This window comes from Leptospira interrogans (assembly GCF_900156205.1).
In the GTDB taxonomy this organism is placed as follows: domain Bacteria; phylum Spirochaetota; class Leptospiria; order Leptospirales; family Leptospiraceae; genus Leptospira; species Leptospira interrogans.
The window spans coordinates 161597-177246 of record NZ_FTNA01000004.1; the positions used below are offsets into that span (position 1 = coordinate 161597).

Annotated in this window: 11 protein-coding genes; 3 read left to right on the top strand and 8 right to left on the bottom strand. The window is 34.6% G+C overall.

What is annotated here, in order from left to right; genetic code table 11:
* Nucleotide 1: 1 nt before the first annotated feature.
* From BW942_RS05075 to BW942_RS05110, 8 genes are read right to left on the bottom strand one after another with little or no spacing between them, the layout of a single operon-like run.
* Nucleotides 2–994, bottom strand: coding sequence for an NAD-dependent epimerase/dehydratase family protein (locus tag BW942_RS05075; RefSeq protein ID WP_001067557.1), 993 nt, complete (start codon nucleotides 992–994; stop codon nucleotides 2–4).
* A 2-nt stretch (nucleotides 995–996) separates the two neighbouring features.
* A complete protein-coding gene (locus tag BW942_RS05080; protein WP_000612797.1) occupies nucleotides 997–2526 on the bottom strand; it encodes a PfkB family carbohydrate kinase in 1530 nt (509 codons plus the stop codon).
* Nucleotides 2523–3326 (bottom strand): nucleotidyltransferase family protein, encoded by an 804-nt coding sequence (locus BW942_RS05085; protein ID WP_000774262.1) that lies wholly within the window; start codon nucleotides 3324–3326, stop codon nucleotides 2523–2525. The genes BW942_RS05080 and BW942_RS05085 overlap by 4 nt, the downstream gene beginning before the upstream one ends.
* Nucleotides 3307–4296 carry an SDR family oxidoreductase gene (locus tag BW942_RS05090; RefSeq protein ID WP_000646250.1) on the bottom strand — a complete coding sequence of 330 codons (990 nt, stop codon included), beginning with the start codon at nucleotides 4294–4296 and terminating at the stop codon, nucleotides 3307–3309. The genes BW942_RS05085 and BW942_RS05090 overlap by 20 nt, the downstream gene beginning before the upstream one ends.
* Before the next feature lie 6 nt (nucleotides 4297–4302).
* Nucleotides 4303–4860 (bottom strand): SIS domain-containing protein, encoded by a 558-nt coding sequence (locus BW942_RS05095; protein WP_000884059.1) that lies wholly within the window; start codon nucleotides 4858–4860, stop codon nucleotides 4303–4305.
* 31 nt (nucleotides 4861–4891) lie between these two features.
* Nucleotides 4892–5989, bottom strand: coding sequence for an NAD(P)/FAD-dependent oxidoreductase (locus BW942_RS05100; protein ID WP_000604524.1), 1098 nt, complete (start codon nucleotides 5987–5989; stop codon nucleotides 4892–4894).
* Nucleotides 5990–6005: 16 nt separating this feature from the next.
* Nucleotides 6006–6950 carry a GDP-L-fucose synthase family protein gene (locus BW942_RS05105; protein WP_000410273.1) on the bottom strand — a complete coding sequence of 315 codons (945 nt, stop codon included), beginning with the start codon at nucleotides 6948–6950 and terminating at the stop codon, nucleotides 6006–6008.
* A 4-nt stretch (nucleotides 6951–6954) separates the two neighbouring features.
* Nucleotides 6955–7275, bottom strand: a complete 321-nt coding sequence (locus BW942_RS05110) for a MarR family EPS-associated transcriptional regulator (RefSeq protein WP_000340715.1) — start codon at nucleotides 7273–7275, stop codon at nucleotides 6955–6957.
* Between the two features lie 2756 nt (nucleotides 7276–10031).
* Here BW942_RS05110 and BW942_RS05120 point away from each other — a divergent pair.
* From BW942_RS05120 to BW942_RS05130, 3 genes are all read left to right on the top strand, one after another.
* On the top strand, nucleotides 10032–10604 hold the full coding sequence (locus tag BW942_RS05120; protein WP_000132506.1) for a hypothetical protein: 573 nt from the start codon (nucleotides 10032–10034) through the stop codon (nucleotides 10602–10604).
* A gap of 890 nt (nucleotides 10605–11494) precedes the next feature.
* Nucleotides 11495–12919 carry an SBBP repeat beta-propeller lipoprotein, LipL53 family gene (locus tag BW942_RS05125; RefSeq protein ID WP_000876506.1) on the top strand — a complete coding sequence of 475 codons (1425 nt, stop codon included), beginning with the start codon at nucleotides 11495–11497 and terminating at the stop codon, nucleotides 12917–12919.
* Nucleotides 12920–13357: 438 nt separating this feature from the next.
* The gene (locus BW942_RS05130) at nucleotides 13358–14773 is read left to right on the top strand and encodes an SBBP repeat beta-propeller lipoprotein, LipL53 family (protein ID WP_001225259.1); all 1416 of its coding nucleotides are present in this window, start codon (nucleotides 13358–13360) and stop codon (nucleotides 14771–14773) included.
* The last annotated feature ends 877 nt before the right edge of the window (nucleotides 14774–15650 follow it).

The window sequence follows — 15650 nt, forward strand, 5'->3', positions numbered from 1 at the left end:
CTTACCTTAAACTTATAGATTGCATACGTTTTATATTAAAATATTTTTCATCGGTCAGAGAATTTGGAAGAAGACCAGAATCAAAAGCTTTCTTTAAATCTTCTGCCGCCAACTTAATAGAACGATTTGCACGAAACCCTAACTTATTGAATATTTTATCAGAAGAAATATGGTAGGATCGATTATCGTTTGTAGGCGTTGTAACTAACTTTACATCTTCTCCGACAACTTCTTTCACCATATTAGCAATTTCAGAAACTGTAAAGTTCAAGTAACCTGCGTTAAATATTTCTCCAGCTACCTTTTCTTTTGGAGCGCGTAATAAAACCAAATACGCATCCACCATATCGTCGATATGAATGTTCGGACGAAGTTGTGCTCCTCCAAATACGGAGATTTCACGTTTGTGATATGCTAGATTAGTCAAGATATTTACTACAACATCCAACCTTTGTCTAGGCGAATAACCGCAAACTGTCGCGGGTCTTATTGTAATCGTCGTAAAATCATCGGTTTGATATTCGTTTAATATTTTTTCGCAATCTGCTTTAAATTTGGAATAATCCGTGAGCGGCTCTAAAGAAAAATCTTCCGTAACATTCGGTTCATCTTTAATTCCATAAACGGAAGAAGAAGAAGCATAAATAAATCTTTTGACAGAGTGTTTTTTGCTAATTTCAACAAGAGGTCGGAATGCGTCTAAATTGATTGATTTTCCTAAATTCGGATTCAATTCAAAGCTAGGATCGTTGGAAATACATGCAAGATGAATCACCGAATCATGGCCTGGAATTGTTTGATTCAAGACATTTTGATCTCGAATATCTCCTTGAATCTTCGTTAGGTTAGGATGTTCTTTCAGTACATCTTCTCCATAGATCATAAGATCAAGCACCGTTACTTTATAACCCTCCGAAAGAAGGCGGGGCACAAGCATGGCCCCAACGTAACCGGCCCCGCCTGTTATATAGATACTTTTAATATCTGGATTCATATTTACCTCAAATTCTTAATATAGCTTTCAAGTTTCTGATGAGAAACGGGTATATTTCCAATTGTTTGAACGGCAAGCGCCGCCATACAAGCACCAATCGCAGAGGCTTCCATTAAATTTGCACCGGAACACATACTAACAGAAATAGCTGCCAATAAGGAATCACCTGCTCCGGCTACGTCTACTGGGTTGGAAACCAAAGCAGGAAAATGTTCTCTTTTCTTAAAATTACCGGGAATATCGTTCGAATACGCGATAAATCCTTCGGCGCCTAATTTAACTAATAAATTTTTGGAACGTGTTTTTTCCAAAAGAGTATTTGCAATCCATTCTACTCCGTCTTCATGATTGCTGAGAGCAATTCTTGCCTCCCTTTCTGTCGGACATAACAAATCAAAGTCCTCAAATTTAGCAACATTGCCAACTTGGCTACTACACTGTAAATCTCCAAAGAGTAAAATGTTGTTTTCCTTTGCTATCGATCTAATTTCAGCAAGAACTCTGTTCGTTATTACTCCATATACAAAATCACAAACGAGAATTCCGTCGTAATTTTTCGCAATTTTTCTTAATTTTTCAATGAGTTGATCTTCAATTTTTTTTGAGAGAGAGTGTTCCTTAAGACGACTGACCCGAAATAGTTTTTGATTTTCAACCATATAACGAATTTTGAATGTAGTAGGACGACTGCTATCACCAACCAATTGTACGTCGATACCTTGTTCTTGTAAGTTCTTACCTACTAAATTTGCGTTTTCATCTTCGCCTACAACGGATAAAAAAGTACAATCTGCACCTAAAGCTTTTACGTGTGCGGCAACTACACCTGCCCCGCCCACAAATTCTCTAGTTTCTAATTCCTTAACTACAAGAACCGGAGCTTCAGCACTAATTCCAATAGCATCGCAAGCTACATATTGATCTACGATGGTATCTCCTATAACAAGGATCTTAGAATTGGTAAACTTTCCAATGTAAGCTACAAGCTTTGCAAGATCGATCCCTTGTCGTTTGTTTGCCTGAAGAAATAAATGTTTTCTTTCCGATTCAAGATCTTGTTGGCTACCATGAAGTAAATCAGCGCTTGCATAATGAACTTCACCTGCATGAAAAATCACTTTCCCGTTTTGTTTCTCAATACTATAAACCGCAGCCTTAATGTCTTCACGATGTGTATTTTCTAACTCTTTTCCTAAAACTAAAACAGAAGGTTTGATATGGACCGATAAGTCCTCAAGGGAAATTTTATCCAAAACATAAACTAAATCTACAAAATGTAAAGAGGCTACGCCTTCCGCTCTTTCCATTTGATGAAAGTACTTACTTCTTTGGGATTCCGCAATACTTTGATCTCCTAGAACCGCTACTTTTAGTTTTTTTCCAAGACTTTTAGCATATTGTAAAAATCGAATATGTCCTGGATGTATAACGTTAAAATGTCCATAACAAAGAACTAAAGATTCTTCTAATGGACTTTCACTAAGTTGTGAAACATCCCCGACAGATATGATCTTATGAGAATTGGGAATCATAATATTGACTGAATTGACTGATGAATCGAGTTCGACAAAAATTCTGTTTCCCATTCATCTAAATTATTGTTTTCTGGGAAAGTAACTTCCTTTTGAGCCTTCGCCAAAGCCTCTGAATTTCCAATATCACGCATTATATCTTTGTTTTCCCAAGTGGCGATTTTTCCCAAAAACTCTGGCAACACTTGATTACTAAAATCGTTTACGTATTCTCTTTCTTGAATCCAATCTAAAACTTCTGGTTCAATCAAGTAGATGGCTGCATTTGCCAGATTTCCTGGAGGGTTTTCCACTTTTTCGTAGAACCTTTGAACGACTCCGTCTTCATCCAGCTCCACAATCCCACAACTTTTGGGAGAATCAGTTCGAAACGTCATCATCGTTATAAGAGAACCTTTAGGTCTTTTTAAAAAATGAAATTCAACAAAAGAATTAAAATCGCATAAACAAAGATTATCGCCATGAACTAAAAGAATTGTTTTCCCTTTAAAGAAATCATAGTTCTTCTGAAGAGTCCCTGCCGTACCTAATAACTCTGGTTCATAGACGGATTTGACCCAATCTTTATATCTAGGTCTTTTTAAAAAAGAAGATACGATCTCATTCAAATAATGAAGGTTTACTAATACTTTAGAAACTTTTAATTGAGAAATTTGATCCAACCAAATTTCAAGCAAAGGTTTCCCGGAAATCGGCATCAAACATTTCGGCCAAAAATCCGTAAGAGGTTTTAGCCTAGTTCCAAGCCCAGCCGCCAGAATTAAAACGTTAATTTCGTTTTTATGAATTAGATCCGCCAAGATACTTAAACCAATCGGATGTCGCTTTTTCTATCTTATCAGGCGTCCATACTGGAGCTTCTCTCCAATAATCTATATTTTTTAATAATTCGCCAATCCCTGTTTCTATAGAAATCTTAGGGGACCATTTTAAATCTTTTTTAATTTTTGCAATATCGGCAAAAGTGCTATCTGGTTCACCCGGTCGTTTTGGAATATAAGTAACTTCTCCTTTCAAAAGTTCTACAATTCGATTGACTGAAATCGTTGCACCACTTCCAACATTATAAATTTCACCTACTTTATCACTTTGGGCAGCAGCAAAAACCGCTTCCGCAACGTCTTGCACATAAGTAAAATCTCTAGTTTGTTTTCCATCCCCAACTACAGTGAAAGGTTTCCCTGCCAACTTTTGAGCTAAAAAAACTCCAAATACGGCACCATAAGTTCCAGAAGTTCTAGATCTAGGTCCGTAAACATTAAAAAACCTTAATGATAGAGCGGGAAATTTATAAACTTGTGCCCAGTGCATGACTAACTCTTCCCCCATTCTTTTTGTAAGTGCATATGGGTATTGAGGTAGAATTGGCGAAGTCTCAGGAGTTGGATAAAGCTCCGGAATTCCATAACAAGAAGAAGAAGCAGCATAAACAAACCGCTTCACTCCGTAATGTCTACTAGCTTGAAGAACATTCAGAGTACCAGTTACATTTGATTGAAAATAACCTTCAGGGTTTTGAATACTAGGAACAATGTCCGCGAGCGCCGCAAGATGAAATACATAATCAACTGATTGAAACTTTTTGATCCAATCTTCTTGAATCGATAGATCACATTCAACTAAATCAATTTTCTCTTTTACGTGATTTAAATTAAACGCCCTTCCCGTACTGAAATTATCCAGAACGGTAACCTCAAATTGATTTTCCAATAGAAGATCTACAAGATGACTTCCAATAAACCCTGCTCCGCCTGTAACTAACGCTTTCATTTTATTTTACTTTGCTCCACACAACCATTGCATACACATATGGCCTACAATTACTTGTAAATCTTCAGAGATTTGCATATCATTGATCGGAAAGTGAATTGGATATTTCGCCAATTCCTTACATTTACCTCCCGAAAATCCCAAAATCGCATATGTAATCATTTCTAACTTATTTCCTACTTCGAGCGCCTTTACTACGTTAGGTGAATTACCACTTCCAGAAAGGACGATTAGAACATCACCTTTATTCGCCTTTACCTCTAATTGTTGAGAAAAAATTGTATCGTATCCTTCGTCATTGGCAAGGCAAGTAATGACGGCAGCGTTCGCAGGTAAAGCTTCCACACGAAGTCCCATTCCATTTTTTTTATCGATACCGTAATTAAAATCATTTGCGAGATGAATTGCATTTCCGGCACTTCCACCGTTTCCACAAAGGAAAACTTGTTTTTTAGTCTCCCAAGCATCTTTCAATGAAAGTGCAAGGCGTTCTATTTCTGATGCTCTTTCGGGAACAAGAACGGATTGAAGACGGCCTATATAGGCATTGTAATGATCTAACATCTGCTTTTCCTCTTACATAAAGAAAAAATTACTAAATCAGCGATTTGACTAATAGAAACACTTCTTCGCCAATCGAAGGAGAAGAAGTAAGTCCGGGACTTTCAATCCCCAGTAGATGAATCCAGGGACGATTTTCTGGATATTTTTTGATTACAAAATCAGTAATTGGTTTATTATCAAAAAATAATCTAGGTCTTAATCCTACGTAACCTTGAGTTAAATCTTCCTCAGTGTAATAATTGGTAATATTTTTTAAAGAATTAAAGAAAACATTTCTAGACGTTTGAAATTTATAATCCGTTTTAGATTCAGCCCAATTAGAATTTGGACCTGCATAAGACTCACCATTGAGATGAAACGTATAATGAACACCTAATGCAGTGCTTGAATAAGATGGAAGAGGATAAACCAATTTTTTAAATGGAAGTTCTCTTCTTAAACGGTAATACTCACCTTTATTCGGACGAATTTCATATTTTAATTCTTTCAACTGCCTTATAAGCTCATCTGAATGAAGCCCCCCAGCATTCACAATACAATCGGCCTCAATTTCTTCCATTTGCCCTGACTGCGTATCATAAAAAAAGGGAGTTTCTTCACGAAAAAGAAAACGTTTACCTTTAATGAAAGTGACTCCAGCATTTTCACACTCTCTCCACAAAGCTTTCAAATAAAGAGAAACGTCTACTACTCCGGTTTTCGAAAGGTAAATTGCATTTTCTCCCAAAAGAAAAGGATATTCAGAAGTAAGATTTTTTATATAAAATGTATTTCGAATATCGTATTTTACAGATTTATAATAAAGTTCATCTAACTTTTCTTTTTTTTGCAACTCAATAGAAGAATCTTCTTTAACTCCGGTTGTGATTATCTTACCACAAATACTATAAGGGACGTTAAATCGATTAAAAAACTCTAATGATAACTCATAACCTCTTAGACAGTGTTTTAATTTTTGAGAATTTTCTGCATAGTAAATCCCAGAATGTAAAACACCTGAATTCCTTCCGCTGATACCATCGCCCCTATTTTCTGATGAATCACATAAATAAACATCTGCTTGGGTATTCTTAGAAATTTGATAAGCGATCCAACTTCCAACTATGCCGGAACCTATTACTAAAATCAAATGGTTAATACGTCCTTCATATTACCGTTTTATAATCCTCAAACGCCAACCGAATCCCTTCTTTCAATTCCACCTGATGTTTCCACCCCATTTTATGAAGCTTAGAAACGTCCAAAAGTTTGCGAGGAGTTCCGTCCGGTTTAGTAAGGTCGAAAGTCAAAAGTCCTTGATACCCTACTACTTCCTTAATGGTTTCGGCAAGTTCACGAATACTTACTTCAATGCCACTTCCAACATTGACGTGCTCTCCCCCTTTCGGATCTCCGGTCACATCGTAATTTTTCATTAAAAAAACGCAGGCGTGTCCCATGTCATCGGAATATAAAAATTCTCTCAACGGTTTTCCAGTCCCCCATACTACAACTTCTGGAAGGTTTTTTATTTTAGCTTCATAAAAACGACGGATCAAGGCGGGAAGAACATGAGAATTTTCAGGATGATAATTATCCCCAGGACCGTAGAGATTAGTTGGCATGACGGAAATAAAATTTGTGCCGTATTGACGATTATAACTTTGGCACATTACGATCCCCGCAATTTTAGCGACCGCATAAGGTTCGTTAGTCGGTTCCAATTTACCGTCCAACAATTGACTTTCATCCATTGGTTGTTTAGCAAACTTAGGATAAATACAGGAAGAACCTAGAAAAAGAAGTTTTTTTGTTTTAAATCGATAACACGCGTCTATAACATTATTTTGAATCTGAATATTAGAAAAAATGAATTCGGCTGGGTAAGTATTATTAGCGTGAATTCCGCCCACCTTTGCAGCAGCCAAAAAAACATATTCGGGACGATTCACCTCAAAGAACTCATTCACTTTAGATTGTTCCGTAAGATCCAATTCAGCATGAGTCTTACCTAAAATGTTTTCGTAACCTTCTTTTTTTAAAACGCGTTCAATCGCAGAACCTACAAGTCCTTTATGACCGGCGATATAAATCTTTGATTCCTTTTCCATCGCCTTATTGTTCTCCGATTTCCTTTTTCAACTCCTCGATTTCTTTTTGAATCTCTTCATATTCTTGCATCTTCAATTTTAGATAACGTACGGTAATACGAGCCTTTTCTTCAATTCCGCTCGGAGTTAAAAAATACGCGTACGCAAGTTTATGTTTACTATTTTTGAAATTTCTAGCCTTGATCCATCCCTTGTCCATCAATGCTTTTAGACAATAGTTTACCTTTCCTAAACTAATTCCTAAAATTTCGGAAATTTCTCTTTGATTCACTTCCGGATTTTCTTCCAGAATTCTCAAAAGTTTATGCCTCAGTGCATCGTCCATAGAACCATCAAAAAGAATGAATTGAATTTGAAAAAAGCTAAAAGAAAGGCTCTTAGTATAGCTTCGCCGGGTCAGTCCCAGCCATCGGGAAATCTGGGTTCATCAAAAAACTTATGGGACATTCTGTCAAGAAAATTCGTTCAACAATTGAACAGATCATTTTAACACCTTCTAAGTTAAAGTAGCCTCAAATTTTCCTTTAGGACTTGTCCCAAAGCCTCACAATGTGGGAACTATTTACGAAAATTTAACAAGATTAGAACTGCTCGAAAATTCATAAATTGCCAAATGCAACCTAATTTGTAGGATAACCAACCCACAAGTTGAATAGGATTTTAGAATCAAAATGAACTCAACAGAACGGGCTTTCTATGGATCGCCGTTCTGGGCTCAAAAAGGCACATTTTTCAAGTGTTCTGATAAATGAGTCTTTTTACTTGCAAAAAGTATGTTTTTCTGATAGAGAAAAATTTTCCGAACCTTACCGCCTCCCAAAAATAGAGAAAACTCAACACAATGATCTCTATGAATCGCGTTGGAAAACTCAACACAACGCTCTTTATGAATCGCGTTGGAAAACTCAGCACAACGCTCTTTATGAATCGCGTTGGAAAACTCAGCACAACGCTCTTTATGAATCGTGTTGTGGAGTGGGAACTAAGTTTTACAGAAGATTTTGTCGTAATTCCGACAGATTTATATTGAGATCAAATACTTGGTGGGGTTGGTGATGAATTTGTAGAAACTACTGCATTTTATTAAAAATTTTAAAGAATTATCGTGTAAAATTTTTTGAGGTTTTGGGACAAACTCTTAGTAAGAACTATAAATAACGTGAGTTCGGCGTAAGGATGTTTTATAAAAACCTGATTTTTCCATAAAAATGAATGTTTAGAAATTTATTATATGACTTAATCTGTGGGAACTCTCACAAAACTATATTTTACTGTAAAACTTTGAAATGTAAGAACTACCACAATTTATAAAATAGAAGTTTATAACGATTGAATCAATCTGTCGTATCCAAGTGTGGGAACTCTTACAAACTTAGATTTGTCTGTAAAATGATGTGGGAACTACTACAAATTACAATTTTACGAACAAATTCTAAAATTGTAGGAACTACTACTTTTAGAAATTTTTTCTCACACCGAACTCACGTCAAATACAACACCCAATTCAATGATGTACATTCAGCGCAGGAAAATCCACCATAGACAGCCGATGGGCTCTCAGCTCCGGCCAATCATTGTATGCAGGAAACGTTATACAATATATCGCCTTTAGTTTCAATTCATTATAGAAAATGATCCGTCAAGACCCTCAAATGTTTCTCGAAGGGGCAGCATTCAGGGAATGAGACGCTGAGTTTGAAAGAGCATTCTGCTGAGTTCATAGATCCTTTTTGCGTTATATTGAAGTTACATTAAACTAAGAGCTCATTCTAAAACCTAAGAATCAACCATTTTTGAATCCTCAACAAAACGTGATAGTTCCTCATTTTTATGAAATTAAAGCGTCCCGCTCTTATAGGAATCGTCCAATGGAGCATAACATAATCATTACTTTCTCATTGGACCATACTTAACTTACGTTAAACGGCACTTTGTGATAAACTTTAAGTATTCAATTTTATAAGTATGCGGTTAACTACTTTTCAAAGAAGAATCCTTTTCATACGAAATCATATGATGATAGCACTATGAATCCATTCAAAAGTCAAAATGTAGAACGTATTTAAAAAAATATCATTAGAATTGTTTAAAGATTACATATCGCAAATAAGCAAAATTGTTTCAATTGTCCATTTTAGGACTACGGAAACAGATGAAGAATTAATTTTTAAACAACACTATTTCAATATAAACAAAACTGTATATTAAAAATATTATAATTTACTAAATTTATTTTTTACTAAAATATTTATAGTTGATAGAACTAAAATCTCACAATACAATCCAAATAACTTAGTAAATGTCTATTAATAAAAAACATCACAAAATACTTTCTAATTAGGATTTTAGCAAAAATCTTATATAAAACTGCAAAAACTCAGGAAAGGTCTATTTTAAATTCAATACTTGTTTATAAATCATATTTCGGCTTGATGTTTAAACCTTATTCAGAACTATATAATAAATTACTAATATATTGTTCTAAAATAAAATTTTGCGACAAAACTCAAGACACTCAACTTTATAGATACGATTGTGATCCGTCTAATAACTTGCACATAAAAACAAAATCCAGACAACCTACTATACAATTTTCAGTAGAATCATTATGTGAAGTTATCATAACAACCAGAATTATAGAATAGAAACCTGTCTCTAAACGGAGAATCGATCTAAAAACGGATGGGGATTTTATTCTATCGTCTAGAAATTAGAAGTTATCTCAAAAATATCTTAGAACAATTGAAATCTGCATTTCAAACAATGGTAAAATATTTTATAGATGACCCTAGTAAAAATTCTCACAATTCAACTCGATTCTTTTAGAAATTTAGAATGAAACATTCTGATAATTCTCATCTTTTTATAGACCAATTTAACACCAAATTCGTGTTTTACGAAGTTTTGCTTCACCTTCCTTTTTTATAAAAGTTTCTAATAAAAAATCGAACCTTTCTAAATTCATCATAAAGACAAGATTACCTCTAAACCCTTTCTATTTTTTAGTTTTTTCTTGCAGAAAGAATTCTCCCAACAAACTATATCCATTTCTATTTTATAATTTCAGGAGATTCTAACAATATGACAGACTCTGTTCTTATCCAAAAATTGAACGCAAGACTTATCGATGAAGGTATTCTCGATAGAACTTTCGAAGAAAATTATTCAATTGTTTACCAAAAACTCAATGAAGAGATTTTTAAAATCGAAAATCCCTCTCTACCGGAAATCAATTTCGAATTGGGAGAAAAATTTCTCAAGAACTGGTTGACTGGACTCTCTCATCAAGGGATCTCTCAAGATAAACTAACCAATTATCTACGTTGTGGTCTTGCTCATCTTTCTTATGAATATATCAAATCGAATGACCAAGAAATAGAAATCGACGATAAGATAGAATCTACAATTGTTTTCTTTAAGAATCGCAATTTTGAAAAATCTTTCTTTCGTTCAAACGACAAAGAAAAAATGGCTGCTCCAAAATCAATTCCCACCCAAAAAGCTGCTGGGAAAAAAACTATTCCTAAAAAGAAAGCTATTAAAAAGAAAAAACTAATAAAGAAAAAGATTTCTAAGAAAAAAGCTTCGAAAAAAATACAAAAGAAAAAAACGGTTAAGAAAAAGATTCTGAAGAAAAAAACGAAAAGAAAATAAACCTTTCACCGAAATTTAATTTTCTTATTTTAAAAATCTTGGAGCTGAGTGCTCCAAGAAAATAGGATTCTTTTTATCTTAGAGTTAAAAATACAAAAATTCGATTTTAAAAGTAACCTGCTTTTTCTTAAGTTTCTTTGTTTTATCTATTAAAACCGAAAAAAATCCATTACGTCCACATTTTGTATAAACCGTAGTTTTTTTTGAATATCAAAATTTATATTTAGAACCTGTCCCAAAATTGGAATAGAACCTTACAACTTGATCTTTCTGATAAAGTGAATTAGATTTTGGGACGTGCTGTTAATTTATTTTAAAACTAACAGTAGGATCTACGGCATACCATACCCTCTATAAATTCTTAACAAAAAATAGAGTCCTAGAAATTAAATACTTTTAGAATATTCTTTTTTCTTTATAGATCCGTTTATTTTTTTTGCTTATAATTATATAATAGAATTCAATATTATTCTATTCTGCAACAGTGCTTTACAATAGACATTTACGGTATTCAACTTTATAAGCATTAGAGTTGTTGAAAAATGAATTCTCATCTATTTTCTAGTGTATTGAAATGAGCAATTAAAGAAATTTTGTTAATCTCCATATGAAATTTTTCAACAATCCTAATCTACTTTATACTTCTGAGTAAAATTATTGGACCCATTTTTGGCAAATATAACCGCAAATCCTGTTTTTTTAGTAATTTAGAAATATTTGACTCGAAGTCATCTCTATAGTTAAATTCTTTTTTACATATTCCCATCCCTTAATGAATATTGAGACATTCCTTTTTTATAGAAGTAGGGTAAACCATCCTACTTTGATTTAAATTTCTATTCTAAAAATAGCTATATAGTTTATGTCGCATATAAATTCGAAAAAATACTATGAAATACCTTTACATCCTTTTGTTTATATTCATTCAGGCGTGTGTACCTGCTAAAATACTCAACGTGTCCGCCCCCGGACCAAACGATCTTTGGATACAACTACTCATCCGAGAGAAAATCAAAGAAATCATGAATAACGAAAACTTATTCGATACAATAACCTATGAAGATTCTAATAATTTAATATTAAAAAAAACTTTACTACTTGGAACGCCTAACGCAGAAACTATTGGTAAAAATTTAACTATAGACGAAAAAAGTTTCATATATATTGCAGGAGAAACAACCGGTGGGATTTACAATGCTACATCCGTTGGAACTCGAGATTTAATTTTCGGAAGATATGATTCTCAAATGAACCCAATTGTAAATGGTACTCGCCAAATTGGAGGTGCAGGAATAAGCTTAAACGTACAAGACATTGCAGTCGACTCGAACGGAAACACGTATATCACCGGCAATACGAACCATCACTTCAGAGGCGCTCAACTTTTTGGAACGACTGATATGTTTCTAATTAAATTAGATCCGAATGGAAATGAACTTTGGGGGATACAAATAGGGATTGCCAATACTTCAATTTCTCCTGCAAAGATCACGTTAGACTCGCTTGAAAACGTTTACATAACTGGAAGATCAACCGGACCTTTCGGAGGTTTTCTAAATGGGGCCAACGGATTTATCGCCAAATTTAATAGTATTAACGGAAATGAAGAATGGGTCCAACAAATCGCATTTCCACAAGCACAAAGTTTTCCAACTGGACTCACTTTCGACAAAACGACAAATACAATTTATGTAGCCGGAGTCACTAATGCGGACTATAAAAATAACAAAAGACCAGCAATCGGAAACCAAGACATTTTTATTTTCAAATATGATTCTCAAGGGAATCGTCAATTTTTTGCGCAACTCGGTGCTATCTCTAAATCCTTAGATAGCGCATCCATAACTGTAGATTTATCCGGAAATGTTTTTGTAGGTGGAACGAGTAACGGTCGTTTTGAAGATAAATTAACCGGAACGAGCTGGCTTGGAACCATAGCAAAATATGATTCATCCGGCGTCTTACAATGGGTTCGACAATTCGGTCCCGATAGCGCTCCTCCAAAACAAGCAGTGATCCGTTCTATCATAACCGATATGCATGGAAATGTTTTTACTACAGGCCATACAAATGGAAATATATTAGATGGAGGAGATGATTCTTTAGGAGTTCAAGACGCATTTATTACAAAACACAATTCATCTGGGCAAATTCAACGGATACAACAAGTTGGTACCCCTGGTGCAACCATTTCGGGAAATGGACTCGGACTTGATCCACAGGGAAATCTCTACGTTATCGGAAATACAAACAGTGGAATCAACGAAGCTCCAATCAGTGGAACGAACGATATGTTCCTTTTAAAATATAGATAACTATTTTTAGAAGTTTCTCACAAGGAGTTACTTTTAAATCCAGCTTTTCGATCTAAAGTAGATTTGTTTTGAAACATTTTCAATATTACATAACATAAATTACTCTTGGGTTATATAGTAGAACATCGCAGATTTTGAGATAAATCCCCAGTTAAGAAGTAGATTTTTGAATACCTATTTTACAATTCTGAGTAAAATTATTTTGTTCATTTTTAACAAAGTACAGCAGCAAATTCTATTTTTTTCACTAATTTAGAAATATTTGACTTAAGTTCATTTCTATATATAAATTATTTTTTTTGAATATTTAAATTAACTAATAAATATTGAAACATTCTTTTACTATAAAAATAGGACAAATTACCCTACTTTGAATTAAATTTCTTTCCTAAAAATAATAAATAATTTAAGCTGTAACACTAGTGTTGAAAGAAGACTATGAGAAAATTTTACATTCTTTTGTTTACATTTTTTCAAATGTGCACCGCTAAGGCAATAGGCATATCAGATCCTGGACCAAACGATCTTTGGATTCAATTATTCATTCGTGATAAAATCGAAGAAATCATGAACAATGACGATCTATTCGATCTAACAATCGATTCAGATTCAAAAAAATTCGAATTAGAACGGACGCTGTCTATTGGGGCTCCTAACGCAAAGACTTACGGTAAAAGCCTAACTGTGGACGAAAAAGATTTTATCTATATCACGGGAGATACGGACAGAGGTATTTACAATAATGCGGCGGCGGCCTCTGGAAATCGGGATCTCATTCTTGGAAAGTATGATTCTCAAATGAATCCGATTTGGACGAAACAAATTGGGAATGTAGGCACAACTTTGTCTGTAACCGATATTGCAGTCGACACAAACGATAACGTGTATGTAACCGGCAATACGAACAGGAATTATCCGAGAGCACTCACGGGCGAGCGGGATCTGTTTCTAATCAAATTCGATTCCAACGGAAACCAAATTTGGTCTAAACAAAAAGGTATTGCAAACCATAAACTTACACCTCAAAAAATGACGTTAGACGCGCTTGGAAATGTTTATATAGTCGGAGATTCTGACGGACCCTTTGGAGGTCCTCTAACCGGATTGAACGGGTTTATCATTAAGTTCAAAAGTGACGGAGACGAGGATTGGGTCCGTCAAATCGGAGTCGAAAAAGCGCTAAGTTCTCCTAAAGGAATCACTTTCGATAAAATTACAGGTAATATTTTTATAATCGGTACCGGAAATATAAACTATGAGACAAATAAGCCCTCTAGTATCGGAACACGGGATATTTTTATTTTTAAATACGACAGCAATGGAAACGGCCGATTTTTCGCTCAACTCGGTTCTGCTAATACATCATTTTACGATGCTTGTATAACCGTAGATCCATTTGGAAACATATTGATAGGCGGATCCAGCGATGGCCGGTTCGAGACAACGTTAGGAGGAGTAAATATACTTGGAACCATTGTCAAATACGATTCACGTGGCACGTTACAATGGGTCCATCAATTCGGCCCTATCAACAACCTTTTGAAAGAAACCAATGTCAATTCGATTATTACCGACAAAAACGGAAACATTTTTACAACTGGTTTTACCAATGGAAATATCTTGAACAGAAAAAGTAACTCGTTAGGAGATTACGACGCCTTTCTTACAAAGCACAATTCATCCGGACAAAACAAATGGATAAAGCAGATTGGTAATCCAGGAGCAAAAATATTTGGAAATGAAATTGCAAAAGATCGAGAAGGAAATCTCTACGTTATCGGAGATACAAACAGTGGAATCAACGGAACTCCAATCAATGGAACAAATGATATGTTCCTTGTAAAATATAGATAACCATTTTTTAGGAGTTTCTTTCAAATTCAGTTTTTCGATCTAAAGTAGACTTGTTTAAAACATCTTCAATATTATCATAAGGTGAGTTAGATATAACAATACGAAAGCGATTATTATATTGTATTCAGAGGACCCGGAAAACTCAGCGAAGCTTCTCTAAGGATCGACATTCAGGAAGCGTTTTGCTAAGTCCAACGCGGGCCTATAAGAACGATGATAGAAAGTAAGCGAATGATTTCTATGGATCGTGTTCTATAATAAATTGAAACTAAAGACGATTATTGTATAATGTTTCCTGTATGCAATTTATTGATCAGAGCTGAGAGTCCCGGTCCAACTTGCCTAGCAGCCGGAATTCGCCTGATTTTCTTACGTCAAACTCATATTGCTTTAAAAAGTAACGAACCTTGTTGTATTAAACTCTTCTAATGTTGTATCTAGAAATAAAAATCTTTTTGTAAATGTAGGAACTACTACTTTAGAAACCATAAGCAATCCTATAACAAAAATTGTTTTAGATAGAACTAGTAAATGTATGCTTAGAGTAAAATTATCATAAATGCGGCATAATCTTTAGGAACTCGCACAGATTATAAAAAACGGTTCATTACACCAAATTCATATTATTAACGTGAGAAAAATTTTCTAAAAGTATGAGTTCCCACAATCTTAAAATTTATCCGTAAAGTCGTGAAATGCATAACCAACCCCACAAGTATTTGATCTCAATATAGATCTGCCGAAATTACGACAAATCCTCTGTAAAACTTACATCCCACAACGCGATTCATAGAGAGTGTTGTGTTGAGTTTTCCCTAGATTTTGGGTGGCGAGGTGGAAAGGCTTTGGAAAATTTTTATCTATCAGAAAAACATAC